Origin of the sequence: Lentzea sp. CC55 (assembly GCF_021056325.1) — a bacterium.
Lineage (GTDB): Bacteria > Actinomycetota > Actinomycetes > Mycobacteriales > Pseudonocardiaceae > Lentzea > Lentzea jiangxiensis.
The window spans coordinates 453,923-479,883 of record NZ_JAJCXE010000022.1; the positions used below are offsets into that span (position 1 = coordinate 453,923).

At 70.7% G+C, this 25,961-nt stretch carries 28 protein-coding genes and 2 riboswitches; of the genes, 16 read left to right on the top strand and 12 right to left on the bottom strand.

Going from position 1 to position 25,961, the window contains the following annotated elements; translation table 11 throughout:
* Positions 1 to 128 precede the first annotated feature (128 nt).
* Entirely contained in the window at positions 129 to 2,282 is a 2,154-nt protein-coding gene (locus L6E10_RS18020; protein ID WP_236220653.1) for an AAA family ATPase, read from the top strand.
* A 398-nt stretch (positions 2,283 to 2,680) separates the two neighbouring features.
* Here the strand turns inward: L6E10_RS18020 and L6E10_RS18025 are convergent, their stop codons facing one another.
* Together L6E10_RS18025 and L6E10_RS18030 are read right to left on the bottom strand one after the other, a co-directional pair.
* The gene (locus tag L6E10_RS18025; RefSeq protein ID WP_236220654.1) at positions 2,681 to 3,304 is read right to left on the bottom strand and encodes a LytR C-terminal domain-containing protein; all 624 of its coding nucleotides are present in this window, start codon (positions 3,302 to 3,304) and stop codon (positions 2,681 to 2,683) included.
* Positions 3,304 to 3,582 (bottom strand): DUF3263 domain-containing protein, encoded by a 279-nt coding sequence (locus L6E10_RS18030; protein WP_090097752.1) that lies wholly within the window; start codon positions 3,580 to 3,582, stop codon positions 3,304 to 3,306. Before L6E10_RS18030 ends, L6E10_RS18025 begins: the two co-directional genes overlap by 1 nt.
* 108 nt (positions 3,583 to 3,690) lie before the next feature.
* Between L6E10_RS18030 and L6E10_RS18035 the strand changes: the two genes are divergently transcribed.
* Entirely contained in the window at positions 3,691 to 4,269 is a 579-nt protein-coding gene (locus L6E10_RS18035) for a peptide deformylase (protein ID WP_236220655.1), read from the top strand.
* On the opposite strand, the gene L6E10_RS18040 is transcribed toward L6E10_RS18035, so the two are convergent.
* On the bottom strand, positions 4,266 to 5,210 hold the full coding sequence (locus L6E10_RS18040; RefSeq protein ID WP_236220656.1) for an aldo/keto reductase: 945 nt from the start codon (positions 5,208 to 5,210) through the stop codon (positions 4,266 to 4,268). The two genes, L6E10_RS18035 and L6E10_RS18040, sit on opposite strands and share 4 nt — an antisense overlap.
* 71 nt (positions 5,211 to 5,281) lie before the next feature.
* On the opposite strand from L6E10_RS18040, the gene L6E10_RS18045 reads away from it, so the two are divergent.
* The 4 genes from L6E10_RS18045 to thiD all read left to right on the top strand — a co-directional run bounded on the left by L6E10_RS18045 (position 5,282) and on the right by thiD (position 9,177).
* Positions 5,282 to 5,884, top strand: a complete 603-nt coding sequence (locus L6E10_RS18045) for a LysE family translocator (protein WP_236220657.1) — start codon at positions 5,282 to 5,284, stop codon at positions 5,882 to 5,884.
* A gap of 274 nt (positions 5,885 to 6,158) precedes the next feature.
* Positions 6,159 to 6,425: a hypothetical protein gene (locus L6E10_RS18050; protein WP_236220658.1), complete on the top strand. Its 267-nt coding sequence runs from the start codon at positions 6,159 to 6,161 to the stop codon at positions 6,423 to 6,425.
* Positions 6,426 to 6,595: 170 nt separating this feature from the next.
* Positions 6,596 to 6,720: riboswitch (TPP riboswitch) on the top strand.
* Positions 6,710 to 8,365, top strand: a complete 1,656-nt coding sequence (thiC, locus tag L6E10_RS18055; RefSeq protein ID WP_236220659.1) for a phosphomethylpyrimidine synthase ThiC — start codon at positions 6,710 to 6,712, stop codon at positions 8,363 to 8,365. It overlaps the preceding riboswitch by 11 nt.
* A complete protein-coding gene (thiD, locus tag L6E10_RS18060) occupies positions 8,362 to 9,177 on the top strand; it encodes a bifunctional hydroxymethylpyrimidine kinase/phosphomethylpyrimidine kinase (protein ID WP_236220660.1) in 816 nt (271 codons plus the stop codon). Before thiC ends, thiD begins: the two co-directional genes overlap by 4 nt.
* On the opposite strand, the gene L6E10_RS40360 is transcribed toward thiD, so the two are convergent.
* Entirely contained in the window at positions 9,120 to 9,773 is a 654-nt protein-coding gene (locus L6E10_RS40360; protein ID WP_308102832.1) for a helix-turn-helix domain-containing protein, read from the bottom strand. The two genes, thiD and L6E10_RS40360, sit on opposite strands and share 58 nt — an antisense overlap.
* Here L6E10_RS40360 and L6E10_RS18070 point away from each other — a divergent pair.
* Complete coding sequence (locus tag L6E10_RS18070; RefSeq protein ID WP_236221143.1) at positions 9,660 to 9,995, top strand: hypothetical protein; 336 nt, start codon at positions 9,660 to 9,662, stop codon at positions 9,993 to 9,995. The two genes, L6E10_RS40360 and L6E10_RS18070, sit on opposite strands and share 114 nt — an antisense overlap.
* Positions 9,996 to 10,004: 9 nt before the next feature.
* Here the strand turns inward: L6E10_RS18070 and L6E10_RS18075 are convergent, their stop codons facing one another.
* The 4 genes from L6E10_RS18075 to L6E10_RS18090 all read right to left on the bottom strand — a co-directional run bounded on the left by L6E10_RS18075 (position 10,005) and on the right by L6E10_RS18090 (position 12,426).
* The gene (locus L6E10_RS18075) at positions 10,005 to 10,448 is read right to left on the bottom strand and encodes a MarR family winged helix-turn-helix transcriptional regulator (protein ID WP_236220661.1); all 444 of its coding nucleotides are present in this window, start codon (positions 10,446 to 10,448) and stop codon (positions 10,005 to 10,007) included.
* Positions 10,449 to 10,524: 76 nt separating this feature from the next.
* A complete protein-coding gene (locus L6E10_RS18080; RefSeq protein ID WP_236220662.1) occupies positions 10,525 to 11,280 on the bottom strand; it encodes a thiazole synthase in 756 nt (251 codons plus the stop codon).
* 1 nt (position 11,281) lies between these two features.
* Positions 11,282 to 11,482 carry a sulfur carrier protein ThiS gene (thiS, locus tag L6E10_RS18085; protein ID WP_236220663.1) on the bottom strand — a complete coding sequence of 67 codons (201 nt, stop codon included), beginning with the start codon at positions 11,480 to 11,482 and terminating at the stop codon, positions 11,282 to 11,284.
* Complete coding sequence (locus L6E10_RS18090; RefSeq protein ID WP_308102833.1) at positions 11,479 to 12,426, bottom strand: FAD-dependent oxidoreductase; 948 nt, start codon at positions 12,424 to 12,426, stop codon at positions 11,479 to 11,481. Before L6E10_RS18090 ends, thiS begins: the two co-directional genes overlap by 4 nt.
* 3 nt (positions 12,427 to 12,429) lie before the next feature.
* A riboswitch (TPP riboswitch) is annotated at positions 12,430 to 12,541 on the bottom strand.
* A gap of 26 nt (positions 12,542 to 12,567) precedes the next feature.
* On the opposite strand from L6E10_RS18090, the gene thiE reads away from it, so the two are divergent.
* Both thiE and L6E10_RS18100 read left to right on the top strand, forming a co-directional pair.
* The gene (thiE, locus tag L6E10_RS18095) at positions 12,568 to 13,206 is read left to right on the top strand and encodes a thiamine phosphate synthase (protein WP_236220665.1); all 639 of its coding nucleotides are present in this window, start codon (positions 12,568 to 12,570) and stop codon (positions 13,204 to 13,206) included.
* Positions 13,207 to 13,237: 31 nt separating this feature from the next.
* Complete coding sequence (locus L6E10_RS18100; protein WP_236220666.1) at positions 13,238 to 13,999, top strand: dioxygenase; 762 nt, start codon at positions 13,238 to 13,240, stop codon at positions 13,997 to 13,999.
* Here L6E10_RS18100 and L6E10_RS40365 read toward each other — a convergent pair.
* Complete coding sequence (locus L6E10_RS40365; RefSeq protein ID WP_275676655.1) at positions 13,996 to 14,118, bottom strand: hypothetical protein; 123 nt, start codon at positions 14,116 to 14,118, stop codon at positions 13,996 to 13,998. The genes L6E10_RS18100 and L6E10_RS40365 overlap by 4 nt on opposite strands.
* Before the next feature lie 92 nt (positions 14,119 to 14,210).
* Positions 14,211 to 15,164 carry a S1 family peptidase gene (locus tag L6E10_RS18105; protein ID WP_308102812.1) on the bottom strand — a complete coding sequence of 318 codons (954 nt, stop codon included), beginning with the start codon at positions 15,162 to 15,164 and terminating at the stop codon, positions 14,211 to 14,213.
* A 905-nt stretch (positions 15,165 to 16,069) separates the two neighbouring features.
* Between L6E10_RS18105 and L6E10_RS18110 the strand changes: the two genes are divergently transcribed.
* Entirely contained in the window at positions 16,070 to 16,999 is a 930-nt protein-coding gene (locus L6E10_RS18110; protein WP_236220668.1) for a threonine/serine dehydratase, read from the top strand.
* Positions 16,996 to 17,901, top strand: a complete 906-nt coding sequence (locus L6E10_RS18115; RefSeq protein WP_236220669.1) for a threonine/serine dehydratase — start codon at positions 16,996 to 16,998, stop codon at positions 17,899 to 17,901. Before L6E10_RS18110 ends, L6E10_RS18115 begins: the two co-directional genes overlap by 4 nt.
* On the opposite strand, the gene L6E10_RS18120 is transcribed toward L6E10_RS18115, so the two are convergent.
* Both L6E10_RS18120 and L6E10_RS18125 read right to left on the bottom strand, forming a co-directional pair.
* The gene (locus tag L6E10_RS18120; protein ID WP_275676658.1) at positions 17,875 to 19,335 is read right to left on the bottom strand and encodes an MFS transporter; all 1,461 of its coding nucleotides are present in this window, start codon (positions 19,333 to 19,335) and stop codon (positions 17,875 to 17,877) included. The genes L6E10_RS18115 and L6E10_RS18120 overlap by 27 nt on opposite strands.
* A complete protein-coding gene (locus tag L6E10_RS18125; RefSeq protein WP_030470948.1) occupies positions 19,332 to 20,087 on the bottom strand; it encodes a GntR family transcriptional regulator in 756 nt (251 codons plus the stop codon). Before L6E10_RS18125 ends, L6E10_RS18120 begins: the two co-directional genes overlap by 4 nt.
* A 224-nt stretch (positions 20,088 to 20,311) precedes the next feature.
* Here L6E10_RS18125 and L6E10_RS18130 point away from each other — a divergent pair, with 224 nt between their 5' ends.
* From L6E10_RS18130 to L6E10_RS18150, 5 genes are read left to right on the top strand one after another with little or no spacing between them, the layout of a single operon-like run.
* The gene (locus tag L6E10_RS18130; RefSeq protein WP_236220670.1) at positions 20,312 to 21,586 is read left to right on the top strand and encodes a sugar ABC transporter substrate-binding protein; all 1,275 of its coding nucleotides are present in this window, start codon (positions 20,312 to 20,314) and stop codon (positions 21,584 to 21,586) included.
* A gap of 10 nt (positions 21,587 to 21,596) precedes the next feature.
* The gene (locus L6E10_RS18135; RefSeq protein WP_236220671.1) at positions 21,597 to 22,595 is read left to right on the top strand and encodes a carbohydrate ABC transporter permease; all 999 of its coding nucleotides are present in this window, start codon (positions 21,597 to 21,599) and stop codon (positions 22,593 to 22,595) included.
* Complete coding sequence (locus tag L6E10_RS18140; protein WP_236220672.1) at positions 22,595 to 23,413, top strand: carbohydrate ABC transporter permease; 819 nt, start codon at positions 22,595 to 22,597, stop codon at positions 23,411 to 23,413. Before L6E10_RS18135 ends, L6E10_RS18140 begins: the two co-directional genes overlap by 1 nt.
* Before the next feature lie 3 nt (positions 23,414 to 23,416).
* Positions 23,417 to 24,835 (top strand): glycoside hydrolase family 3 protein, encoded by a 1,419-nt coding sequence (locus L6E10_RS18145; protein ID WP_236220673.1) that lies wholly within the window; start codon positions 23,417 to 23,419, stop codon positions 24,833 to 24,835.
* Complete coding sequence (locus tag L6E10_RS18150) at positions 24,832 to 25,875, top strand: SIS domain-containing protein (RefSeq protein ID WP_236220674.1); 1,044 nt, start codon at positions 24,832 to 24,834, stop codon at positions 25,873 to 25,875. Before L6E10_RS18145 ends, L6E10_RS18150 begins: the two co-directional genes overlap by 4 nt.
* Positions 25,876 to 25,961 lie beyond the last annotated feature (86 nt).

Genomic DNA, 25,961 nt, shown 5'->3' on the forward strand with positions numbered 1-25,961 from the left:
ACCGTAGCGTTCCGGCCTGTCCGGTGAGGAAGTCCGTTCAGGGCAATCACGGACCGCCGCGGACGCTCGTTCCCGGCTGCCCGTTCGCCGGGGAACGCGGGACTCGGGGAGGAACTAGAGTCGTCTTCGTGATCACGCTGACGGCTCGCCTGTCCCCGTCCGCACTGGACACCCGGCGCGGTGTCGTCCGCCTCCACCCCGAGGTGCTCGACGCGCTGGGCCTGCGCGCCTGGGACGCGGTGAAGCTGACCGGTGCGCGGGTGAGCGCCGCGCTGGCCGCCTCCGGGGAGCAGCCGCCCGGCGTGGTCCTGGTCGACGACGTCACGCTCACGAACCTCGGCGTGGTCGAGGGTTCCGAGATCGTCGTCGCGCCGGTGCAGGTGGCGCCGGCGCGTTCGATCACCGTCGCGGGTTCGCGTCTCGCGACCACGGCGCTGACGCCGGAGCACGTGCGCCTGGCGTTGACGGGCAAGGTCATCACCGTCGGCGACAACGTCTCGCTGCTCCCCCAGGACCTCGCGCCGCCGCCCGGTACCAACGTCTCCGAAACGCGCCGCAAGCTGTCCAACGCCATCGGCATGACGTGGACCAACGAGCTCATCACCATCACCTCGACCGACCCGGCGGGCCCGGTGGCCGTGCAGCCGTCGAGCGTCGTCGGCTGGCGCTCGGCCTCGGCCCCCGCCGCCGAGGTGACTCCGGTGGTCGTGCAGGAGAAGCACGAGGCGCTCCCCGTCGCCGACCTGGTGGGCCAGCGCGAACAGGCCCGCCGGCTGACCGAGTGGCTGGAGCTGATGTTCCGCCAGCCCGAACTCCTCACGAGGCTGGGTGCCTCCGCCCGCCTCGCCGCGATGATCAGCGGCCCCGAAGGCGTCGGCAAGGCGACGCTGGTCCGCGCGGTGGCCCGTTCCGTGGACGCCACGGTCGTCGAGCTCGCCTGCCCGAGCATCGCCGTGCTGGAACCGGGCGCCATGGCGAAGCAGCTCGGCGACGCGATCGCGGGCGTCCCCGAACAGCCCACGGTCCTGCTCCTGACCGACATCGACGCCCTGCTGCCCACCGCACCCCCACCGGTCGCGACCGTCGTCCTCGACATCCTGCGCACGGCGATCTCCCGCCCGAACCTCGCCCTGGTCGTCACCTCGGCCCGCGCGGAGTCGGTCGACGCCCGCCTGCGGGCCCCGGACCTGGTGGACCGCGAACTGGCGCTGCCCCTCCCGGACGCCGCGGGCCGGACCGAGCTGCTGAGGGTCCTGCTCCGCGAGGTCCCCCTGGAGTCCGATGTGGACTTCGGCGAGGTGGCCGCCCGCACGCCGGGCTTCGTGGCGGCGGACCTCTGCGCCCTGCGCCGCGAGGCAGCCGTCCGGGCCGCCCTGCGCCAACGCGAGGTGGCGGAACCCCGCGTGGGCCAGGAAGACCTGCTGGGCGCCCTCAACACCGTCCGCCCGATCTCGATGTCCGCCTCGGACACCGTCCAGACCGGAGGCCTGAGCCTCGAGGACGTGGGCGACATGGTCGAGGTCAAGCAGGCCCTCACCGAAGCGGCCCTCTGGCCCCTGCGCTACCCGGACTCCTTCGCCCGCCTGGGAGTCGACCCCCCGCGAGGCGTCCTGCTCTACGGCCCACCGGGATGCGGCAAGACGTTCCTGGTCCGCGCCCTGGCAGGCACGGGCCAGCTCAACGTCCTGACCGTCAAGGGCGCGGAACTGATGGACAAGTTCGTCGGCGAGTCGGAACGAGCGGTCCGCGAACTCTTCCGCCGGGCAGCCGACGCCGCCCCTGCCCTCGTCTTCCTGGACGAGGTGGACGCCCTGGCCCCACGCCGAGGCCAGTCGTCGGACGCGGGCGTGGCGGACAGGGTCGTAGCCGCCCTCCTGACCGAGCTGGACGGCGTGGAACCCCTGCGCGACGTGGTCGTGATCGCCGCGACGAACCGCCCGGAACTGATCGACCCGGCCCTGCTCCGCCCAGGCCGCCTGGAACGTCTCGTCTACGTCCCGCCACCGGACGCGGACGCCAGGACGGAAATCCTGAAAGCCGCCTCCCGCAACACCCCGCTGGCAGCGGACGTGGACCTCCACACCCTCGCGGCCGAGTTGGAGATGTACTCGGCAGCGGACTGCGCGGCCCTGGTCCGCGAGGCAGCGCTGACCGCGATGCGCGAGTCCCTGGACGCGGCCGAGGTGACCCAGACCCACCTGGCGAAGGCCCGCGAGGTGGTGCGCCCGTCACTGGACCCGATGCAACTGGCATCACTGGCGATGTACGCGACAGGCCGCTGAGAGAACAGCAGGAGCGCGAAGCCGAAGGCGAGCCCTTGCTTTTGGCTTTCAGGCGGCCCCGCCGGTGGGGTATCCCGTCACGAGTCGCACCTCAGCTCTTGCTGCATCTGAGGGGGAGGGTCAAGTCGACACGCTTTTCGTCGACTTGACCCTCCCCCTCGGATGTGGCCAGCTCCTGGTGTGGCTCGTGACGGGACACCCCACCGGCCACCACCCCGCAACGGACGCAACCGGCAGCCGCCCAACGCAACAGGCGTGCCATCAACCCGCTCAAGGCGCGGGCCCCCCGATCAGATTGCCGGGGGTCTGGGGGCAGCGCCCCCAGGGGGAAGCACGCAACGCAACCAGGCCGCACGCAACAGCGGAAAACAACCAGGCCGCAAGCAACGGACCAACCGTCACTTGTTCTTCGAAGCACCCTGGAAGTCGTTGGTGACGATCAGGATGATCCCCGCGGCAGCGGACTGGATCCCGTCGAACCGGGGCTCCACCCGGGCCCGCAACAACCCGGCCAGCTCCCGGGCGGAAGCCTCTTCGTCGGTCCCGGGCCGGAAGTACACGGTCGTGGTCGGGATGGTCCCGGACGAGTAGTTGCCGGTCTCGGCGACAGTCCACCCGTTGGCCCTGACCTCGTCGGAGGCCTTCGAAGCCAGCCCGGTCACGGTCGAGTTGTTGTAGACCCGGACCGGCACCTTCGCCACGCCGGGCTGGGTGACCGGAGGCGGCGGCACCGCGGAGGTCGCGGGTGACGACGTCGTCGCGGCCGGAGGCGCCGACGACGGTGTCGAGGCAGGCGCGGAGGACGCGGGTGTGGACGCGGGCGGCTGCTCGGAAGCGGTCGGCCCGCTGGAGGTCGCCGCAGGCGGCGCGGACGAGGTCCCCTCGGCGGCCGGGGGCGCGTCGGAGTCACCGCCGAACAGGCTGATGACACCGATCACCAACGCCACGGCGGCGACGCCGAGCAGGGCGAAGCCGGCGGCCTTGGCCGGACGGGACGGGCTTGCGGACTCGGGGGAGGTCATCAGTCCTCGGTGCTCCTGGCGCGTGCGCGAACCCTCTGACGGCCTGTCCGCACGCCGCGCAACCGCTTCACCAGCATCGGGTCGGCCGCCAGGGCGGCTTCTTTCTCAACGAGGTCGTTGAGCAGCTGGTAGTACCGGGTCGCCGACATGTCGAACAGTTCCCTGATGGCCTGTTCCTTGGACCCCGAGTACTTCCACCACTGGCTCTCGAACGCGAGCATCGTGCGTTCGCGGCTGGTCAGCCCGTCAGCGGAGGTGAGCGTCTCGGCGTGATCCATCTGGCTCCCCACGGTCGCCACACCATCTCAGGTGCGGGCAATTCAATCACGTGATCGTTCCAACCTACCGCGCGACACCGACAGTTTTGGACGGCTTAAAGTTCAGCCATGGCCGTCCACCGCATCCGCATCGCCGGCGACCCCGTGCTCCACAACCCGACGCGCGAGGTCACCGAGTTCGACACCGAGCTGAAAACCCTCGTCGACGACATGTTCGAGACGATGGCGGCGGCTCGCGGAGTGGGGCTCGCGGCCAACCAGATCGGCGTCGACCTGCGGGTCTTCGTCTACGACTGCCCGGACGACGAGGGCGTGCAGCACCGCGGTGTGATCTGCAACCCCGTGCTCGAGACCGACGGGGTCCCGGAGACCATGCCGGACCCGGAAGACGACTTCGAGGGCTGCCTGAGCGTGCCCGGCGAGGCGTACCCGACCGGACGCGCCCGTTGGGCGAAGGTGACCGGCGTGGGCCTCGACGGCCAGCCGTTCGAGGTCGAGGGCACCGGCTTCTTCGCCCGCTGCCTGCAGCACGAGACGGACCACCTGAACGGCTACCTCTACACCGACCGCCTCGTCGGCCGGTACAAGAAGGAGGCCAAGCGGATGCTGCGCGACAACGAGTGGGGCGTGCCGGGCCTCTCGTGGGACCCGGCAGACCCCGCGAACTTCGACGACGACGAGGACTAGGACCGGGGCCGGAGCACCGACTCCACCTGCGCCAGCTCGTCCGCCGTCAACGCACCGAACGCCAGCGCGCCCGCGTTCTCCTCGACCTGCTCCACGGTCCGCACGCCCGGGATCGGGACCAGCCGGGGAGAACGCGCCCAGAACCACGCCAGCGCGCCCTGCACCAGCGTCCGCCCGCCCGAGGTCAGCACGTCGCGCACGGCCTCCCGCGCCCGGAAGTACTCCGGTGACGGCTTCCCGTCGACGAAGAACCGCAGCCAGGCCGGGTTCGTGACGCGCACGTCGTCCTCGGGCAGCGCGGTGAACGTCTCCCGCGCCAGCAGCCCCATCGCGAGCGGTCGCCGGCACAGCACCGCGAAGTCGCCCGCGTACATCTCCGGGTTGTCGAACAGCACGTTGATGTCCGCCTGCGCGGCGATGCCGTGCTCGCCCTCGCAGAAGAACCGCGCCCGCTCGACGTCGTCCGTGCTCCACCCGTACGCGCGGATCTTGCCTGCGGCGACCAGCGCCTCGCACTCGTCCCTCAGCAGCGCGGCCTCCTCCAGCGGGAGGTCGCCGACGTGCAGCTGGTACAGGTCGATCCGGTCGGTGCCCAGCCGCCGCAGCGACCCCTCGACGGCGCGGCGCAGGTACTCGACGGACCCCTCGTTGCCGGTCATCCGGCGCGTCGCGGCGTCGAAGCCGCAGCCCCACTTCGTGGCGATCAGCACCTGGTCACGCATGCCCGCAAACGCTTGCCCGACGAGCGTCTCCGCGTGCCCGCAGCCGTAGACGTCCGCCGTGTCGAACAGCGTCACGCCGAGCTCCACCGCGCGCCTCAGCGCCTTCACCGACTGGCCGTCGTCGGACGGTCCCCAGCCGACCTGGGCGCCGTCCGGGCCGAGGAACGGCCCACCCATCGCCCACGTGCCGAATCCCAGCTTCCCCAGTTCCAAGGTCATGGGGACACCGAACATCCTGGAGCGCGCTCCAGGTCAAGAAAGAAGTTGCGGCCACCGGCGACCATCGGGGCATGCCCCTCGACGACATCGTCGCCTTCGTCGCGGCCTCGTTCCTCATCGCGCTGTCGCCAGGACCCGGCACGGCCGTGGTCCTGCGACAGTCGGTGCACGGGCGAAAAGCCGCGCTGGCGACGGTGTTCGGCATGGAGGTCGGCGTCGCCTGCTGGGCCGTCGCCGCGGCGCTGGGCATGTCCGTGCTGCTCACGGCGTCCGAGATCGCCTACCACGGGCTGCGGATCGCCGGAGCGGTCTTCCTGGTCCACCTGGGTGTGAAGGCCCTGATCAGCAGGAGCCTGCCGGGCGCCGCACCCCCGCCCGCGAGCCGCGCGTTCCGCAGCGGCCTGGTCGTGAACCTCGCCAACCCGAAGCTCGGCGTGTTCGCGATCTCGTTCCTACCGCAGTTCGTGCCTGCCGGGGAGGCCGGCCAGGGGGTTCTGCTCCCCCTCGCCGTCGGGTGGGTCCTGATCGACACCGTCTGGTACCTGGTCATCGTGGCGGTCCTGCACACCGTCCGCGGCTGGCTGGGCAGGCCCCGCGTCCGTCCCGCGCTCGAGAAGCTGTCGGGCTGCGTGCTGCTGGCGCTCGGAGTCCGGCTGGTACTCGACCCGCGTTGAGATCGGGTCACCGCCCCGGCGCCAGAAGAGCTCGGGCAGCCCGGCCAGCTCGGCGAAGGTGTGGCAGGCGGCCATCGACGCGTAGCCGCCGGCCAGCACGTGCGCGCGGATCCGGTCCAGCCGCCCGAACTCGACCACCTCACCGGCGATCAGGAACGGCAGCACGAGCTGCCAGGCCTGCACCACGGCCGGACGACGCCGGTGAGGTGCGCGCAGGGCCGCACGAGCCACGCGCAGGAGGTGCTCGTTCGCGCTCATCGTGCTCGGGTGGGCCGTGTGGTCCCAGCTCCAGCGGCGTTCCTCGGTGACCGCGCACCGCACGCACTCGACCGGCCCGGTGCCCAGTTCGGCACCGCAGCGCGAGCACGCGAGCAGCGTCATCGCCCAGTCCACGCACGTCCAGGGGTGCTGGCCGACGTCGGCTGAGGTCACCAGCTCGGCGAGTTCGCGGTCCGCGAGCTGCGACGACATCCGCAGCGCCTCCCAGTCGGCGAGCCAGAACTGGTCGAGCAGCTCCGCGCAGAAGCCGCAGTCGGGGTAGCCGCGACCCGCGAGGTCACCGCAGGAAGGGCATGCCGAGACGACGGCGGGGCGCTGACCGCGACGCGCGCCGGGCGGGAACGGCTGATGATCCGCCACGCGAGAAGATTAGGGGCAAACCACGCCCTTGGCAGCGGCGGCGCGCTCTGACTATGGTCGGTTCTCGACAACTCAACACAACGCGGGAGCTCGCGCCTGAGCGGGCTGAGAGGGTGACTGGCCGTCGTGCCGGTGTCACCGACCGCCTGAACCTGACCGGGTAATGCCGGCGTAGGGAGGAATGTCGTGACGGCACTTGACGACCGTTCGGTCAAGCCCAGTGTGACCACCGGCCCGATCTCGGGCTCGCGCAAGGTGTACCGCGAGGTGTCCCCGGACATCCGCGTGCCCTACCGCAGGGTGGAGCTGACCAACGGCGAGCATGTCGATCTCTACGACACTTCCGGTCCGTATACCGACGACAACGCGACCATCGACGTCCACAGTGGACTGCCCGACCTGAGGTCGGGGTGGGTCGCGGCACGTGAACCGATCGGCGGAGCCGTCAGCCAGCTCGCGTACGCGAAGGCCGGGATCATCACCCCGGAGATGCGCTACATCGCCGCGCGGGAGAACCTCGACGCCGAGTTCGTGCGCGACGAGGTGGCCATCGGACGTGCGGTGATCCCGTTGAACCGCAAGCACCCCGAGGCCGAGCCGATGATCATCGGCAAGAAGTTCCTCGTGAAGATCAACGCCAACATCGGCAACTCCGCGGTGTCGTCGTCGATCGAGGACGAGGTCGAGAAGATGGTGTGGGCGACCCGCTGGGGCGCCGACACGATCATGGACCTGTCCACCGGCAAGCGGATCCACGAGACGCGCGAGTGGATCCTGCGCAACTCCCCCGTCCCGGTCGGCACCGTGCCGATCTACCAGGCGCTGGAGAAGGTCAACGGCGATCCGGAGAAGCTGTCGTGGGAGGTCTACCGCGACACGGTGGTCGAGCAGTGCGAGCAGGGCGTCGACTACATGACCGTGCACGCGGGCGTGCTGCTGCGGTACGTGCCGCTGACGGCCAAGCGCGTCACGGGCATCGTCTCGCGCGGCGGTTCGATCATGGCCGCGTGGTGCCTCGCGCACCACAAGGAGAGCTTCCTCTACACGCACTTCGAGGAGCTGTGCGACATCCTGCGCACCTACGACGTGACGTTCTCGCTGGGTGACGGGCTGCGGCCCGGCTCCATCGCGGACGCCAACGACGAGGCGCAGTTCGCGGAGCTGCGGACGCTGGGCGAGCTGACGCACATCGCGCGCGCCAAGGACGTCCAGGTGATGATCGAGGGCCCCGGCCACGTGCCGATGCACAAGATCGCCGAGAACGTCCGGCTGGAGGAGGAGTGGTGCGGCGAGGCGCCGTTCTACACCCTCGGGCCGCTGGCCACGGACATCGCGCCGGCGTACGACCACATCACGTCCGCGATCGGCGCGGCGCAGATCGGCTGGCTCGGCACCGCGATGCTCTGCTACGTCACGCCGAAGGAACACCTCGGCCTGCCGAACCGCGACGACGTGAAGACCGGCGTGATCACGTACAAGATCGCCGCGCACTCCGCCGACCTCGCGAAGGGCCACCCGGGAGCCCAGGACTGGGACGACGCGCTGTCGAAGGCGCGCTTCGAGTTCCGCTGGGAGGACCAGTTCAACCTGTCGCTCGACCCGGACACCGCGCGCTCGTTCCACGACGAGACGCTCCCCGCGGAACCGGCGAAGACGGCGCACTTCTGCTCGATGTGCGGGCCGAAGTTCTGCTCCATGAAGATCACGCAGGACGTGCGGCGCTACGCCGAGGAACGCGGACTGTCCACTGTGGAGGCGATCGAGGCGGGCATGGCGGAGAAGTCCGGCGAGTTCGCCGACACGGGCGGCAAGGTCTACCTCCCGGTCGTGGAGACTTCGTGACGCGCACGCCACCCAGGGCCCTCACCATCGCCGGAAGCGACTCCGGCGGTGGTGCGGGCATCCAGGCCGACCTCCGCACGCTGTTCGCGTGCGGGGTGCACGGCTGCGTCGCGCTGACAGCGGTGACGGTCCAGAACTCGCTGGGCGTCACGGGGGTCTCCGAGATCCCGGCCGACGTCGTGGCGGCGCAGGTCGTCTCGGTGGCCGAGGACATCGGCGTGCAGGCCGCGAAGACCGGCATGCTGGCGTCGGCGCGGATCATCGAGGCCGTGGCGCCGGCGCTGGACCGCGTCGGCATCGGCTCGGGGAAGATCCCGTTCGTCGTCGACCCGGTCTCGGCGTCCATGCACGGCAACCAGCTCCTGGCCGACAACGCCCTGGACGCGTTGCGCGGCCTGATGTTCCCGCGCGCGACGCTCGTGACGCCGAACCTCGACGAGGTCGAGCTGATCACCGGCATCGAGGTGCGGGACCGCGAGGACCAGCGCGTGGCGGCGAAGGCGTTGCACGCCCTGGGCCCGGAGTGGGTGCTCGTGAAGGGCGGCCACATGTGGGACGACCCGGAGTGCCTCGACCTGCTCTACGACGGCAGCGAGTTCATCGAGCTGCCCGGTCCGCGCTACGACACCGGGAACACGCACGGCAGCGGTGACACGCTCGCGTCGTCGATCAGTGCCGCGCTCGCCCACGGCGCCTCGGTGCCGGAGGCGGTGCGCTTCGGCAAGGACTTCATCACGAGGTCCGTCGAGACCGCCTACCCGCTGGGTGCCGGTGTCGGGCCGGTGTCCCCGTTCTGGAAGCTCGACAGGTAGCGGGCGTACATCGCCCTCAGGTCGGTGGTCTCGGGATCGAGCAGCCAGACCGTCAACGCGCCTTCCAGGAACGCGACCAGCTCCACCGCGGCCGCTTCGCCGAGCACTCGGGCGAAGTGGCCGCGCAGCAGGCGGTTGCGAGCCCGGAACCGGTGCGTGACCTCGTCGTCGCGCACCAGGTGCTCGGCCTGCAGCACGGCGTGCAGCGTCGCCAACCCCTTGTGCGCCATCGTGTGTTCGGCGTCGGCGAGCAAAGCCTCCACCAGGTCGCCGCCGGTGACGCGCGCGGCCGCCCGTGCGTCGAACTCGTCCAGGACCGCCTTGAGCAGGTTCTCCTTGGACCCGAAGTGGTGGATCACCGCCGACGGCGTGACGCCGGCCTTCTTGGCGATGGCCGCGACCCCGGTACCCGCGTACCCGTTGGCGCCGAACAGTTCTATTGCGGCGTCAACGATCTCGCGGCGTCGCTCGGCCGAACAACCATGCAGGAAAATGAGGCCGGGGCAGAGCTGGTCATCCCCGCGCCGATCGACGACGTGGGTGCCGGCGGACTCCGGGGCTACGCCCGCTGGAACCCGGTCAGGGAGTACACGCAGGTGAAGGGCGTGCGCACGAAGGTGAAGGCGGCCGAGGGCACGCCGTTCGAACGCGACTTCGAGGGAGAGCTGGTCTCCGTCGAGCCGTACACCGTCGCGTCCCGGGGTGGCGGTCCGGAGACGTGCTCCGGCCGCCACCGCTGGAAGCGCCGCGAGGTGCTGGTCGCGGAGTTCGACGCCTTCAACCAGGCGCTGCGGCGGGTCTGCACCGCCGGGCGCTGAACGGCGGTGCTACTTCGGCTCTTCGCCGACCAGGGTCTCCAGCGCGTCCAGGGCGTTCACCAGAGCGGCGACGTGCTCCGGTGTGAGCTGCTCGATCCGGCGCTGCAGTTCGCGCACCCGCGCGGACCGCACGCCGGACACCATCGTCTCGCCCTCGGGCGTGGGGGTGGCGAGCCACGCGCGGCCGTCCTGCGGATCGGGTTCGCGCTTGACGTACCCGGCCTCGACCAGCGCGGCGACGATGCGGGACAGCGTCGGGGGCGCCACGCCCTCCTTGTTCGCCAGGTCGCCGAGGCGCATGGGGCCGCACCGGGCGAGCGTCGCCAGCGCGGAGACCGCACCGGGACCGAGCCCGGGGGAACCGGTGCGTCGCAGCAACCGGGCCAGCCGGCCGATCGCCAGGTACAGACGCGCGGTCGCGTCCTCGACCTCGGCGTCAATGGGGGCCGTCACGGCTTGTCGTCCTCCTCGGCGGGATTTCAGGTAGTGCTCAATCATCCCCCAACACGTGAGTACCCACGGTAGCGACTCAGAGACCCGGCGAGGACGCTTGGGCCCAAAAGCGCCGCGGAATCCTTCCGGCCAGCCGCGCCAGACGTCCGCCCTCGACCGCGCAACGCATGGCGGCGCCCATGCGTTCCGGGTCCTGAGCACGGGTGACGGCCGTCGCCAGCAGCACCGCCGAGCAGCCGAGCTCCATCGCGAGCGCCGCGTCGGACGCCGTGCCGATACCCGCGTCGAGGACGACGGGAACGCCGGCGCGCGAGGTGATCAGCTCGATGTTGTGCGGGTTGCGGATGCCGAGACCCGTTCCGATGGGCGAGCCCAGCGGCATGACCGCGGCGCAGCCGACGTCCTCCAGCTTGCGCGCCAGCACCGGGTCGTCGTTGGTGTACGGCAGGACGACGAAGCCCTCGTCCACCAGCCGCTCGGCGGCGTCCAGCAGCTCGACCGGGTCCGGCAGCAGGGTCTCCTCGTCGTGGACGACCTCGAGCTTGACCCAGTTCGTCTCCAGCGCCTCCCGCGCGAGCTGCGCGGTCAGCACGGCCTCCGCGGACGTGCGGCAGCCCGCGGTGTTGGGCAGCACCTCGATCCCCAGGCGCCGCAACAGCTCCAGCACACCGGTCCGGCCCGCCGCGTCGACCCGGCGCATCGCCACGGTCGTCAGCTCGGTGCCGGACGCGACGAGCGCCCGTTCCAGCACCGAGAGGTTCGCGGCACCGCCGGTGCCGGTGATGAGCCTCGACCGGAACTCCCGGCCCGCGATGATCAGCGGATCGTCCACGTCAGCCTCCCTGGACCGCGGTCAGCACCTCGACCACGCCGCCGTCCGGCACGATCGTGGAACCCCACAACGCCTTCGGCACCACGGCGCCGTCGAGCGCCACGGCCACGCCCTTGTCGGGCGCCCCCACCAACGCGACGACCGCGGCCACCGACGTGCCGTCCGCCAAGTCGCGGGAGGTCCCGTTCACCTGTGCCTTCACGAACTTCCTCCCTGCAGGAGCTGAACCACGAGCCGAGCGGTGTGCGGAGCGAGCAGCAGTCCGTTGCGGTGGTGACCCGTCGCGGCGATGACACCGGGTTCGAGCCAGCGCACGACCGGCACGTTGTCCGGGCTGCCCGCCCGGAATCCCACGGCGGCCTCGGCGAGCGCGTACTCGGCGATGCCCGGCAGCACGGTTTCCGCGTCCCGCAACAGGTCCCGCACGCCCGCGACGGACACGTCGGTGTCGAACCCGGCCTCGTACTGGGTGGCGCCGACGACCAGCCCGTCGTCGCGCGGCACCAGGTACACCGGCCGTCCGGAGACGAGCGCGCGGATGGTGTGGCGAGGGGGCGGCAACGCGCCGGGACGGTGCGTGAGCCGCAGGATCTCGCCCTTGACCGGCCGGATCACGCCCCTGAGCGCGGGGTGCAGCTCGCCGCTCCACGCCCCGGCGGCGATCACCGAGACCCGTCCCTCCACATCGGACACGACACCGGCGTCGAGGCACGCCCTGCGCAGGGCGGAGAGCAGCAGGCGGTTGTCGACGGCGAGGTCGCCGGACGCGAACACGCCACCGCGCACCGCCGGTCCCAGCGAGGGTTCGAGAGCGCGGACCTCCCGCGAGGTCAGCACCTGCCCCGCGTGCCGCAGGTCGGCGAGGTCACCCGGTTGCGTGCCGACCGCCAGCGTCCCGGCGGTGAACAGCGGGACACCGATCGACGAGGCGAACCCCGGCCACATCGCGAGGGCCTCGACCCCCTGTGCCACCACGGCTTCCTCGCCCGGCCACGCCTCCGTGAGAGGCGCCAGCATGCCGCCCGCGACCCGCGAACCCGCGTGCGGCGAACCGAGGTCGGACACGGAGGCGGAGAACCCGGCCCGTGCCGCGGCGAGGGCCACGGACAGGCCGATGACGCCGCCACCCCGGACGGCCACTTCCACACTGCTCAAGGCATTCACGCTCCCTGCGCCGGCATGACCCGGATCAGGTTCGACGGTCGGAGCGAACCACGCTCCCTCTCAGCCCGGTGTTCTCCAGGCTCCCGTGCGGACCGACTTCAACATAACGGTTAACGTGCGTGCGTGCCAGGACTCGACGGAAACCTGATCAGGCAACGACTCGCCGACGCGACGCTCTACCTCTGCACACCGGACCGGCCGGACCTGGCCGAGTTCGCGGACGCGGTCCTCGCGGGCGGCGTCGACATCATCCAGCTGCGGGACAAGTCACTGGAGGCGAAGCAGGAGATCGAGGCGCTCGAGGTCCTCGCCGAGGCCACCGAGCGCCACGGGAAGCTGCTCGCCGTCAACGACCGCGCGGACATCGCCCACGCGGTCGACGCCGACGTGCTGCACCTGGGTCAGGACGACCTGCCCGTCCCGCTCGCCCGCCGGATCGTCGGCGACGAGGTGGTGATCGGCCGGTCCACCCACGACGTCGGCCAGATGACCGAGGCCGCCGCGGAGCCCGGCGTGGACTACTTCTGCACCGGGCCGTGCTGGCCGACCCCGACCAAGCCGGGCCGTCCGGCGCCGGGGCTCGACCTCGTCCGCGCCACGAGGACCGACCGCCCGTGGTTCGCGATCGGCGGCATCGACCTCGCCAACCTCGCCGAGGTGAAGGCCGCGGGCGCCACCAGGGTCGTCGTCGTCCGGGCCGTCACCGACGCCGAGGACCCGCGCAAGGCAGCCGAGTCGTTCAAATTCGAACTTGATCGTTGAAATTTGAACAAAACGGCGTACGCTCGAAGACGTGAGCGCACCAGTGCTGTACCTGAGCCACGGGGCACCCCCGCTGGCCGATGACGAGACGTGGACCGGAGAGCTCCGTGCCTGGTCCGCCACCCTCCCGCGCCCGGAGGCCGTGCTCATGGTCTCCGCGCACTGGGAGGAGGCGCCGACGACCATCGGCGCGACCACGACCGTGCCGCTGGTCTACGACTTCTGGGGCTTCCCCCAGCGCTACTACGAGGTGACCTACGAGGCGCCGGGCGCGCCGGAGCTCGCCGAGGACGTCCGCAAGCTGCTCGGCGGCCACGTCGAGCAGGACGAGGAACGCGGTCTCGACCACGGCGCCTACGTGCCGCTGAAGGAGATGTTCCCGGACGCCGACGTGCCGGTGCTGCAGATGTCGATGCCCACGCTCGACCCGCGCGAGCTGCACGAGATCGGCCGGAAGCTCGCGCCGCTGCGGGACCGGAACGTCCTCATCGTCGGCAGCGGCTTCATGACGCACAACCTCAGCTGCGTGAACTTCCCGGCCGGACCGGACTACGAGCCGCCGTCGTGGTCGAAGGAGTTCGACGACTGGGCGCACCAGCAGCTCGCCAACGGCGACGTGGACGCGTTGCTCGACTTCCAGGTGAAGGCGCCCGCCGCCGGGATCGCGCACCCGCGGACCGAGCACTTCGCACCGCTCTTCGTGGCGCTGGGCGCCGCGAGCGACGAGAAGGCGCGCACCAGCGTCGAGGGCTTCTGGTACGGCCTGTCGAAGCGGTCGGTGCAGTTCAGCTAGCCGCCCCCCTCCAGGAACAGGGTGGCGAGCCTCCGCGCGATGGCGGGCGTCGGGTTGCGGACGCCCCCACCGGCCATCAGCACGAGCACCACGGCGTCGACCGAGAAGTCGGCGCGCAACCGCCCGGTCGCCTTCGCCCTGCAAGATCGTGCTGGTCTGAGAACGCGAGAGCGCCGCGGCACCGAGGTGCCGCGGCGCTCCGCACCGAGTTCTAGCCCCGCGTGAGGGTCAGGCCCCAGCGCGACAGGATCGGGTTGACCGGCTGGAAGTAGGTCGTGCCGCCGGACGAGCAGTTGCCCGAACCACCGGACGTCACGCCCTGGGCCTGGCCGAAGCCCGAGCCCGCCACCCACGAACCACCGGAGTCACCCGGCTCCGCGCAGGCGTTGGTGCGGGTCAGGCCGCGCACGGTGCCCTGCGGGTAGTTCACGGTCTGGTTGTAGGCCTGGACGGTGCCGCAGCGCCATCCGGTCGTCGAACCCGAACGGCAGATCTGCGCGCCGATCGCCGCCACGGTGGAGCCCTGGACGATCACGTTCGTGCCGTTGTAGCGGTTGACCCACGGGCGCGGGGTCCAGTTCGCGTTGGTGCGGACCCAGGCCATGTCGCTGCCGGGGAACACCGAGCCGGCGAACGAGCCGGCCGCGACGCGGTTGTAGCCGGAGACGGAGGTGCCCGTCGTGCCGCAGTGGCCCGCGGTCACGAAGCCGCCGGTCACGGAGAAGCCGAGCGAGCAACGGCCGCCGCTGCCCATGTAGATGGCGTCACCACCACGCAGGTCGTAGAGCGTCGTGGGGCTCTCGGAGACCTCCTCGACCTTGACGGTCGAGCCGATGGACTTCGCGGTGGCGATGAAGCTCTCCGCCGCGGCGTCGCGGGTGTTCTTGTTGACCTCGACCACGACGGAGTTCGACTTCTCGTCGACGCGCCAGCTGGTGATCGACTTGGGGGCGTTCATGACGTCGAGGACCGACTTGGTCCCGGTGAGCTGGGTGAGCGAGTTCTTCACCACCGTGGTGTCCGCGCCGGTCACGGAGAGTCCCGGCTTGGTCACCGCGACGGTCAGTCTGCCGCTCGCCTGGTCGATCCACGCTCCACCGAACGCATCGCCGAGGGACGCCTTGGCGGCCTCCGCGATTTCGCTCGACTTCTGGTCAGAGGCCAACCGGACGCGGGCCTGGTCAGCGTTCAGGCCCAAATCACGTTCGACCGCTTGGAGCAATTCAGCCGGGTAGCTCTCCGTATCGGAACCGGTTGGGGCGACTGGTGCAGCAGGGGCGCCAAACGCCGGTACGCTGAGAGCAGTCACGACTCCGGTGGCGAGCAACACGGCACCGGTAACACGGGCCGCACGCGTGCGGTTCATCAAGCGTCTCCCTCACTTTCGGGTGCAGGGGAACCCGAGAGTCGGTTGCAGGGACCTCTCTCGGGGGCTCTAGGGGGACGGGTGGTGGGGCGGCGGCAGGGGTCGCCCCACCCCTCCCATCCCTTGTTGCCTCTCGAACCCGGTGCGGCAGCCGGGTCCTCCACGGCAGGCGCCGGGCTCAAGCGGACGTGCCACGAGCCTCATTGCGCCCTCCTCCCGGTCTCTTTCGGACCGAATCCTTCGCCCGTTCGAGTGAAGTTGCGGATCTCTTGGCTATGACGCCCCGCCTCGAACGTGAACGAAGTGTGTCACAGCTCACGACAGATCAACTGCGGTGCGTAGCCGTTGACAGTTAACTATCGCTCAACGTAGTGACGTGATCACCGAATGGGGTCACCGGTGGCCCACGGCGTCACCGTGCTCCCGGCGGCTGACCGAGCGTGCCTGGAGGCGCTGTCCGGCGCGGGTGCTCGTGGACGGTGCACGGTGTCGGCCGTGGACGGTGCCGGTGACGAGTTGGACGCCCGTGGCGGTGAGGACGGTCACGAAGACGAGCGGACGCCGACGGCTGTTGCCCGCCAACGCTTTTCGCGTTCCACCGACCCCGGCAGGACACAGCGCCCGCAGCGCCTCCCGACCACGGCAGACGTAGGACGTTGGGCACAGTTCACCGGTTGCGGCCCGGCGACGTGCATCATCAACCCATGCGCCTGGTGACTCTCGAAGACGTTCGGACGGCCGCCGCAGCCATCGCCCGGCACGTCGTCCACACGCCGTTGCTGCCGTTCGACTCCGGCTTGTGGATCAAGCCCGAGTGCCTGCAGCCGATCGGCGCCTTCAAGCAACGCGGCGCGGTGAACGCCTTGTCCCGCATACCTTCCGAGAACCGGGCGCGCGGTGTCGTGGCGTACTCGAGCGGTAACCACGCGCAAGCGGTCGCCTACGCCGCCAAGACCCTCGGCATGCCGGCCGCGATCGTCGTGCCGGAGAACACGCCGCAGCTCAAGATCGACGCGACCCGCGCGCACGGCGCCGAGGTGTTCGTCGTCGGCATCACCGAACGCGAGTCGCGTGCCGCCGAGCTCGTCGAGGAGCGCGGGGCCACGCTGATCCCGCCGTTCGACCACCCGGACGTCATCGCCGGTCAGGGCACCGTCGGCCTGGAGATCATCAACGATCTTCCCGACGTGGCAACGATTCTGGTGCCGGTGAGCGGTGGCGGGCTGATCGCCGGCGTCGCGACCGCGGTCAAGGCGCTGCGCCCGGACGTCCGCGTGATCGGCGTCGAGCCCGAGCTGGCCGGAGACGCCTCCGCCTCGTTCGCCGCGGGAGAGCGCGTGCACTGGGACGCGCACGACCGCGCCCGCACCATCGCGGACGGCCTGCGCGCCGAGCCCTCGGAGCTCACCTGGGCCCACATCAGCGAGTACGTCGACGACTTCGTCACCGTCTCGGAGGACGAGATCCGCGACGCCGTGAACCAGATCGCCCGCCGCACGCGGGTCGTGTCCGAGCCGAGCGGCGCCGTGCCCGTGGCCGCGTACCTGAACCGGAAGCTGCCCGCCGGTCCGGCCGTCGCGGTGGTGTCCGGCGGCAACATCGAACCCCGCCTGCTCGCCTCGATCCTCGGATGATCGCGCTCCCAGACGTCCTCTCGGCGGCGGCGGTGATCGCACCGCACGTGGTGCGCACACCGCTGCTGCCGTTCGGTCCTGGATGGGTCAAGCCGGAGAACCTGCAGCCGATCGGCGCCTTCAAGCTCCGGGGTGCGCTGAACGCGTTGGCGCGCCTGGAGAACCGCGCGCACGGCGTGGTCGCGTACTCCAGCGGCAACCACGCCCAGGCCGTGGCGTTCGCGGCCCGGCTGCACGGCGTCCCGGCCGCGATCGTGATGCCGGACAACACCCCGGCGGTCAAGGTCGAGGCCACGAAGGCGCTGGGTGCCGAGGTCTTCATCGTCGGCATCACCGAACGCGTCGAGCGCGCCGAGGCCCTGGTCGCCGAACGCGGCGCGGCGCTGATCCCGCCGTTCGACCACCCGGACGTCATCGCCGGCCAGGGCACCATCGGCCTGGAGGTCCTCGAGGACCTGCCGGACGTCGAGGCCGTCGTGGTGCCGATGTCCGGCGGCGGGCTGATCTCCGGCGTGGCGACGGCGGTCAAGGCGCTGCGCCCGGACGTCCGCGTGATCGGCGCGGAACCCGCCCTCGCGGGTGACATCGCCGAGTCGCTCGCCGCGGGCGAGCTGGTGCGCTGGGACCCGTTGCGACGCGCCCGGACGGCCGCCGACGCCCTCAGGGACGAGCCGTCGGCGCTCACCTGGGCCCACATCAGCAGATACGTGGACGACGTGGTCACGGTGTCGGAGGACGAGATCATGGCGTCGGTGGCGGACCTGGCGCGGCGGGCGCGGCTGGTCGCCGAGCCCAGCGGTGCGGTCGCCGTGGCCGCGCAGGCCAAGCTCGGCGGCGGTGTCGCCGTCGTGTCCGGCGGCAACGTGGACCCGCGGCTACTGGCGCGCCTTCTCCCCGCCTGACCGGATGTGCGTCGGAGGGCCCTCCACCCCGCAGTGCAGGCACTCGCCGGGGTGCGGGACCTCGTGCTGCTCCGGCGCCGCGTCCAGCACCCGGTTGTCGACGCCGATGGCCAGCACGCCGCCGATGATCGCGGCCACCGCGCACAGCACCAGCGCCATCTCCCAGCCGGCGGTCATGACCTCGGGGTTCGCGTAGTCCTCGCCCACCAGGCCGACCGCCGCGGGCAGCACCGCCATCGCGAGGAGACTGCCGGTGCGCGCGACGGCGTTGTTCACCCCGGACGCGACGCCCGCGTGGTGATCAGGTGCCGAGGCCAGCACGGTCGCCGTCACCGGGGCGACCACGACCGCGAGCCCGATGCCGAACACCAGCACGCCGGGCAGGACGCCGAAAACGTACGAGGCACCCGGAACGGCGTTGCGCAGCAGCAGCATCCCCAGACCGACCAGCACCGGGCCGACGACGAGCTGCAGCCGCGGGCCGTGGCGCTGGGCGAGGCGGCCGGACGTCGAGGACGCCAGCAGCATGATGACCGTGATCGGCACGCTGGCGAGCCCCGAGGCCGTCGGCGAGTACCCGAGCGAGATCTGCAGCTGGAGCACCAGCAGCACCATCACGCCGCCGAGAGCCGCGTAGACGAGGAACGTGAGGACGTTCGAGACCACGAACGTCCGGCTCCGGAAGAGCTCGGGCGGCACCAGCGGATCCGCGGACCTCTTCTGGACCACCCCGAACGCGATCACCGCGACCGCTCCGGGAACCGCGAGGACGTACGACTGCTCGACGAGACCGCCCGTGAGCAGAGCCAGTCCCACCGCTCCGACCAGCGCGGACACGTAGCCGGGGTGCCCGGCCGAGTCGTCCTCGGACTCCGGCACGAACCGCAGCGCGAGGAACACGCACAGCGCGGCGACCGGGAGGTTCACCAGGAACGCGAGGCGCCACGACCACGCCTGCACCAGCAGGCCGCCGACCAGCGGCCCGATCGCCGTGGCGACGCCGGAAAGCCCGGACCACGCGCCGATGGCCCGTGACCGGTCCTCCCGGTTGAACGACGACTGGAGGATCGCCAGGGCCCCCGGCGTGAGCAACGCGGCACCGACGCCCTGCAGCACGCGCGCGGCCACGAGCACCGGCACGTTCCACGCGGCACCGCACAGCAGCGAGGCGACGCCGAACCACACCACGCCGACCACGTAGACCCGGCGCCGGCCGAACCGGTCGCCGAGGGACCCGGCGACCAGGATCAGCGAGGCCAGTGCCAGCAGGTACCCGTTCAGGATCCACTGCAGGTCGGTGACCGACGCGGAGAGCTCCGCGCCGATCCTGGGCAGCGCCACGTTGACGATCGTGCCGTCGAGCATGGCCATGCCCGAGCCGAGGATCGTCGTCGTCAGCACCCAGCGGGCACGCGGCGTGCCCCAGGCGATCAAGACGGCCGGTTCAGCGTGGCGACGAACTTGTAGCGGTCACCGCGGTAGACCGAGCGCACCCATTCGATCGGGTTGCCCTCGGTGTCGAACGAGTGCCGCGACAGCAGCAGCATCGGCAGGCCGATGTCGGCGCCGAGCAGCTCCGCCTCCTCCGGCGAGGCCAGCGCGGTCTCGATCGTCTCCTCGGCGTGGCCCATCTCGACGCCGAACCGCTCGGACAGCACCTGGTACAGCGAGGCGCCGGGCGCCAGGTACCGGCGCAGCCCGCGGAAGCGGCCGAGCGCGAGGTGGGTCGTCTCGATGGCCATCGGCTCGTTGTCGGCGAGCCGCAGGCGGTGCAGGCGCAGCACCTTGGCACCGGGACGCACGCCGAGCAGCCGCGCGAGCTCCGCCTCGGCGGGCATCTCGGAGGCCTCGATGAGCTTGGACGACGGCACGCGGCCCTGGGCGCGCATGTCCTCTGTGTACGAAGACAGCTGCAACCTCTGGGCGACCTTCGGTTCGGCCGCGAAGGTGCCCTTGCCCTGCACGCGGAGCAGTCGCCCTTCGACCGTCAGCTCGGCGAGCGCCTGGCGAACGGTCGTCCTGGAGACGTCGAACTCCGCGGCCAGCGACCGTTCCGTGGGGATCGGCGAACCGGGCGGCAGCGCCCTCAACAGGTCGAGCAGGTGCCGCTTGAGACCCCAGTACTTGGGTTCGCGTTGTGCACGCGTCCTGGCGTCCACGCCTGATGCAGGCGTCGTCTCCAGCATGGCCTCCTCCTCGCACTCCACGTCACGCACCCACAAGGATGCCTTGTCCGTGTCGATTCGTGCGTCCGAACCCCCGACATCTCCCGCGAAATTGGTCGGAGGACTTCGCAACGTCTTGGCAACGCGCTTGACAGACGCGGTGACGCAGCACACGCTGTTCCGCATTGGTCTACACCACTTGGACGTTCCGGCCGAGGGCCGGGCTCGGTGAAAGGGCGCGAACTGTGAAGGGCTGGAGAGGACTCGCTGCCGGTGCCGCCGCACTGGCAGTGGCCGTGTCGGGATGTGGCACGAGCACGAACAGCGGTGGCGGCGCGGAGACCAAAGAGATCACCGTGTGGCTCATGGACGGCTCCGCGCCGACGACCCTGACCGACGCCTTGAACAAGGAGTTCGAGTCGGCGAACGGCATCAAGGTCAAGTACGAGGTCCAGAAGTGGACCGGCATCCAGGAGAAGCTGACCACCGCGCTGGCCAGCAGCACGCCGCCGGACGTCATCGAACTCGGCAACACCCAGATCGCGGGCTTCGCCGACCAGGGCACGCTGGCCGACCTGACGGCGGACGCCGGTCAGTTCAACAGCGGTGAGTGGCTCGGCGGTCTCAAGGACTCGCTGACGCTGAACGGCAAGCAGTTCGGCGTGCCGTTCTACGCCGCGAACCGCACCGTCATCTACCGCACGGACCTGTTCCAGGCGGCCGGCATCACCACGCCGCCCACCTCCCGTGCCGAGTGGATCGACGCGATCAACAAGCTCAAGACCGCGAACGCGTCCAACCCGGACTTCCAGGCCCTGTACCTGCCGGGTCAGTCCTGGTACTTCCTGCTCTCGCTGATTTGGGACGAGGGCGGCGACATCGCCAAGCAGGACGCCGGCAAGTGGACGGGCACGCTCGACTCGGCCCAGTCCAAGGCGGGCTTCGAGGCCTACAAGGCGCTCTACGACGCGTCGGCCACCAAGAAGGCCCCGGCCGACACCGACGAGGCGAAGCCGCAGCAGTACGAGGTCTTCCAGACCGGCAACGTCGGCATGATGATCGGTCTCCCGTGGGAGCTCGGCAGCGCCGTCAAGGACAAGCCGGAGCTCAAGGAGAAGACCGCGGCGTTCCCGATCCCGTCCAAGAAGGCCGGCTCGACCGCCCCCGTGTTCCTCGGCGGCTCGAACCTCGCCATCCCGACGGCCAGCAAGAACGCCGAAGCCGCGAAGAAGTGGCTCGCACTGCTGTCGTCCAAGAAGTACCAGGACATGCTCGCCGAGGGCGGCGCGGTTCCCGGCACCTCGAAGGACACCTCGAAGCTCGAGACCAACGCGGTCGGCAAGGCGCTCGCCGCCTCCGCCCCGAACGGCAAGGTCACGCCGAGCTCGCCGAAGTGGGGTGCCGTCGAGGCGGGTCAGAACCCGCTGAAGGACGCGCTCACCGCGTACCTCTCCGGCGCGAAGCCGCTGGACCAGGCGACGAAGGACGCGAGCGACGCCATCACCAAGGCCTTGGGCTAGCCCGGCTGAGATGACGGCCGTCAAGACGACCGAAACGGCAGCGCCGGCAGGGGACCTCCCTCCGGCGCTGCCGCCTGCCGTGACGGGTGGGGCGCGCAAGCGCCGCCGCCGGGGCAGCGCCTTCGACAGGTCGCTGCCCTACCTGCTGCTGGCTCCCGCACTCATCGCGATCCTCTGGCTGATCGGCTGGCCGGTCATCTCGGTGTTCGTGACGAGCTTCCGCCAGCTCAACCTCGGGGAACTGGTCCGCGGCGAGATCGTGTGGACCGGCTTCGACAACTACGCGACGGTTCTGCAGGACGAGCGCTTCTGGGACGTGTCGCTGCGCACCCTCGTGTTCACCCTCTCCGTCGTCGTGGCGTCGGTGGGCATGGGCCTCGGGATCGCGCTGCTGATGCGCGTGCTCACGCCGTGGGTGCGCGTCGCGCTGCAGATCGCGATGCTCTGCGCCTGGGCCATGCCGATCCTGGCGTCCACCACGGTCTACCAGTGGATGTTCGACCAGAACTACGGCATCTTGAACAAGACGCTGGTGCGGCTGGGCTTCGACTCGTTCGCCGGCTACTCGTGGTTCTCCTCCGGCACCTCGACGCTGTCCGTCGTCGGACTGCTGATCGTGTGGCAGGCGATCCCCTTCCTCGCCTTCTCGCTCTACGCCGGTCTCGTCGGCATCCCGCGCGACCTCTACGAGGCCGCGGGCATCGACGGCGCGACGGGCTGGCAGACGTTCCGCGCGGTGACGTGGCCGGAGATCAAGTCGCTGCTGATGATGGTGACGTTCCTGTCGACGCTGTGGGACTTCAAGGTCTTCGCGCAGATCTGGGTGTTCCGCGAGGGCGGTCCCAGCGGTGAGAGCACGACGCTGCCGGTGCTGCAGTACCTGGAGGGCATCGCGAAGAGCCACTTCGGCGTCGCGGCCGCGATCTCCGTGCTGATGATGGTCATCCTCGGGCTGATCACGTTCCAGTACCTGCGCAAGCTGCTGCAGACCGAGGAGGGCAAGATCTGATGCTCAAGAAGTCTGCGGCGAACGTCGTGGGCCTCGCGCTCGCGCTGTTCTTCCTCTTCCCGACGTACTGGATGATCACGTCGGCGCTCAAGCCCAAGGGAACGACGATCACGTCGGACTACGACCTGGTCCCGTTCTCGGTGACGCTCACGAACTTCGTGACGGCGTGGACGAAGCCCGGCTTCCTGTCCTCGCTCGGCAACAGCCTCCTCGTGACGCTGACCGCGGTGCTCGCCGCGATCATCGTCGGCATCACGGCGGCGGTCGCCATGTCGCGCTTCGCCTTCCGCGGCCGCAAGAGCTTCGTGCTGCTGATGCTGGTCGCGCAGATGGCGCCGTTCGAGGCGTTGCTGATCCCGATGTTCCTGATGATGCGGGACCTCCAGCTCTACGAACACCTCTCGTCGCTGGTCCTCGTGTACTTCGCGGTGACGCTGCCGTTCTGCGCGTGGACGTTGCGCGGGTTCGTCAACGGCATCCCGATCGAGCTCGAGGAAGCCGCGATGGTCGACGGCTGCGGCCGCTGGGGCGCGTTCCAGAAGGTGACCCTGCCGCTGCTGGGACCGGGCCTCGTCGCGACGTCGGTGTTCGCGTTCATCACGGCGTGGAACGAGTTCCTGTTCGCCAAGGTGCTGATCCGCAGCCAGGACAGCGAGACGCTGCCGGTGTGGCTGTCCGGGTTCCAGACCGCCTTCGGCACGGACTGGGGTGGGGCGATGGCCGCCTCGGCGCTGTTCACCGTGCCCGCCCTGGTGTTCTTCCTGATCGTGCAACGCAAGATGGTCGCCGGCGTCACCGCCGGTGCGGTGAAGGGATGACAAGTGGATCAGTTGGCCGCTGCCGTTCTGCTGCCCGGTTTTCACGGAACGACCGCCCCCGACTGGTTGCTGCGGCGCGTCGCTGACGGACTCGGCGGCGTTGTGCTCTTCGGGCGCAACGTCGTCGACGACGCCCAGGTGACCGCGCTGTGCACCGAACTGCGCTCGGTGCGGCCGGACGTGGTGATCGGCATCGACGAGGAGGGCGGCGACGTCACGCGTCTCGACGCGGGTCGCGGCTCCGAGGTTCCCGGCAACCACGCCTTGGGCCAGGCGAACGACCTCGACCTCACCCGCTCGGTGGCCGCGTCGATCGGCGCACGCCTCGCGAAGTGCGGCATCTCGCTGAACCTCGCCCCGTCCGCCGACCTCGTGCTGACGCTGGACGACCCGATCATCGGCGTCCGCGCGTTCGGCTCGGACCCGGTGCTCGCCGCGCGGCACGTCGCCGCGTGGGTCGAGGGGCTGCAAGCGGTGGGCGTCGCCGCCTGCGCCAAGCACTTCCCCGGCCACGGTGCGTCCACGGAGGACTCGCACGAGCAGCTCCCGGTGCTCCCGCGCACCGAGGAACAGCTGCGCGCCGTCGAGCTGGTGCCGTTCCGGGCGGCGGTGAACGCGGGCGTCCGCTCGATCATGACCGGCCACCTCGTCGTCCCCGAGTGGGGCACGCAGCCGGTGACGCTGAACAAGCACGCGATCGACCTGCTCCGCACCGAGCTGGGCTTCACCGGCGCGGTGATCACCGACGGCCTGGACATGAAGGCCGTCGGCGGCGACCTCGCCCACGGCGCCGTCCGGGCGCTGTCCGCCGGCGTGGACGCGCTCTGCCTCGGCGGCATCGCCCTCGACGACCAGGACCTCCAGTGGCTGATCGACTCGATCGTCGCCGCGGTGAAGTCCGGCGAGCTGTCCGAGGAACGCCTGGCCCAGGCCGCCAAGCGCTCGCTGGCGCTCGGCCTGCCCCCGTCGACGGTCGACGCCCACGACGCTGAGATCGGTCTCACGGCCGCTCGGCGCGCTGTCGAGGTGCGCGGCCGGGTTAGTGTCGGAAGCGACCCGGTCGTCGTCGACCTGGTCGTGGACCCGTCGATCGCGGTCGGTGACGTCCCGTGGGGCCTCGGCCCGTACCTGCGGGAGGTCCTCCCGGGCACCGAGGTGATCGCGGCCCGCGACATCTCCGCCGACGAGGTCGCGAAGGCGGCGGGAACCCGCACGATCGTGGTCGTGACGCGAGATGCCCACCGGCACACGAGCGCTCGACAACTGGTAACAAACTTAACTAATCTGCAGCTGGACGTGGTGCACGTCGAAACCGGCGTCCCTGGTCCGGACCTGGGCAGCGCCGCCCGCATCGACACCCACGGCGGTTCTCGGGTGAGCCTCCGAGCCGCGGCCGAGCTGATCCTGAAAGGCACGACATGACCACGCCCCAGCCAGGCCGGCACATGGCAGCGGAGATCGCCGAACAGCCGTCGATCTTCGCGGCCCTGCACTCCGCGCGCTCGGCCATCGCCGAGGTGGCCGCGGTGATCCGCGAACGCGCCCCGCGCTTCGTCCTCTTCGCCGCCAGGGGCTCGAGCGACCACGCGGCGATCTACGCGAAGTACCTGACCGAGATCCTGCTCCAGCTCCCGGCAGGCCTGGTCTCCGCCTCGACGACCACCCTCTACGGCGCCGAGCCCGATCTGCGCGACGTGCTGCTCGTGACGGTCTCGCAGTCCGGTGGCTCACCCGACCTGCTGGAGGTCACCGCCTCCTACCGCAGGCGCGGAGCGCTGACCGTGGCCGTGACCAACACCCCGAACTCCCCGCTGAACGCGGCCGCCGAACTCTCGGTCGACGTGTCCGCGGGCGTCGAGCACGCGGTCGCCGCCACGAAGACGTACTCGGCGACGTTGCTCGCCCTGTACCTGCTGATCGACGCGGTGCGCGGCGGCAACGGCGAGGCGGCGGCCCCGCTCGCCGACCTGGCCCGGGTGACGCTGGACCAGTCCGCTCCGACGGTCGACGAGGCCGTCCGCCGCTACCGGTTCGTGGACCGGGTCCTCACCACGGGCCGCGGCTACTCCTACGCCACGGCCCTGGAAGCCTCCCTGAAGCTCGCCGAGACCTCCTACCTGGCGGCACGCGCGTACAGCGGGGCGGACCTGCTGCACGGCCCGGTCGCCGCCGTCGACGGCGAGACCGCGGTCCTCGCGATCACGTCGCTGGGCAAGGGCGGCGACTCGCTGCGCGACGCCCTCGACGTGGTGCACCAGCGCGGCGCGGACGTGGTGGCGGTCGGCTCGGCCTCGCAGAAGGTCGGCGCGACGCTGTCGATCGCCATCCCGGAGACGGCCGAGGAGGTGGCGCCGGTGCTGGAGATCCTCCCCGTGCAGCGCCTGGCGTACGGCCTCGCGCTGGCGCGCGGCGGTGACCCGGACAGCCCGCGGGGCCTGAACAAGGTCACCCGCACGCTCTGAGCAGCACGGCGGAAGAGCCCGCCCGGTCCCCCCGGGCGGGCTCTTCGCTCGTCGAACGAGGTCGAACGCCCCGAGCACGGCGAAGG

Excerpts from the sequence above, each read along its gene's own strand:
- L6E10_RS18035 (WP_236220655.1), top strand. The coding sequence starts at position 3,691 with ATGGCCGTCCACCGCATCCGCATCGCCGGCGACCCCGTGCTCCACAAC.
- L6E10_RS18030 (WP_090097752.1), bottom strand. The coding sequence starts at position 3,582 with ATGGATCACGCCGAGACGCTCACCTCCGCTGACGGGCTGACCAGCCGC.
- L6E10_RS18025 (WP_236220654.1), bottom strand. The coding sequence starts at position 3,304 with ATGACCTCCCCCGAGTCCGCAAGCCCGTCCCGTCCGGCCAAGGCCGCC.
- L6E10_RS18125 (WP_030470948.1), bottom strand. The coding sequence starts at position 20,087 with ATGCTGGAGACGACGCCTGCATCAGGCGTGGACGCCAGGACGCGTGCA.
- L6E10_RS18040 (WP_236220656.1), bottom strand. The coding sequence starts at position 5,210 with ATGACCTTGGAACTGGGGAAGCTGGGATTCGGCACGTGGGCGATGGGT.
- L6E10_RS18135 (WP_236220671.1), top strand. The coding sequence starts at position 21,597 with ATGACGGCCGTCAAGACGACCGAAACGGCAGCGCCGGCAGGGGACCTC.
- L6E10_RS18045 (WP_236220657.1), top strand. The coding sequence starts at position 5,282 with ATGCCCCTCGACGACATCGTCGCCTTCGTCGCGGCCTCGTTCCTCATC.
- L6E10_RS18110 (WP_236220668.1), top strand. The coding sequence starts at position 16,070 with ATGCGCCTGGTGACTCTCGAAGACGTTCGGACGGCCGCCGCAGCCATC.
- L6E10_RS18140 (WP_236220672.1), top strand. The coding sequence starts at position 22,595 with ATGCTCAAGAAGTCTGCGGCGAACGTCGTGGGCCTCGCGCTCGCGCTG.
- L6E10_RS18070 (WP_236221143.1), top strand. The coding sequence starts at position 9,660 with ATGCAGGAAAATGAGGCCGGGGCAGAGCTGGTCATCCCCGCGCCGATC.
- L6E10_RS18150 (WP_236220674.1), top strand. The coding sequence starts at position 24,832 with ATGACCACGCCCCAGCCAGGCCGGCACATGGCAGCGGAGATCGCCGAA.
- L6E10_RS18115 (WP_236220669.1), top strand. The coding sequence starts at position 16,996 with ATGATCGCGCTCCCAGACGTCCTCTCGGCGGCGGCGGTGATCGCACCG.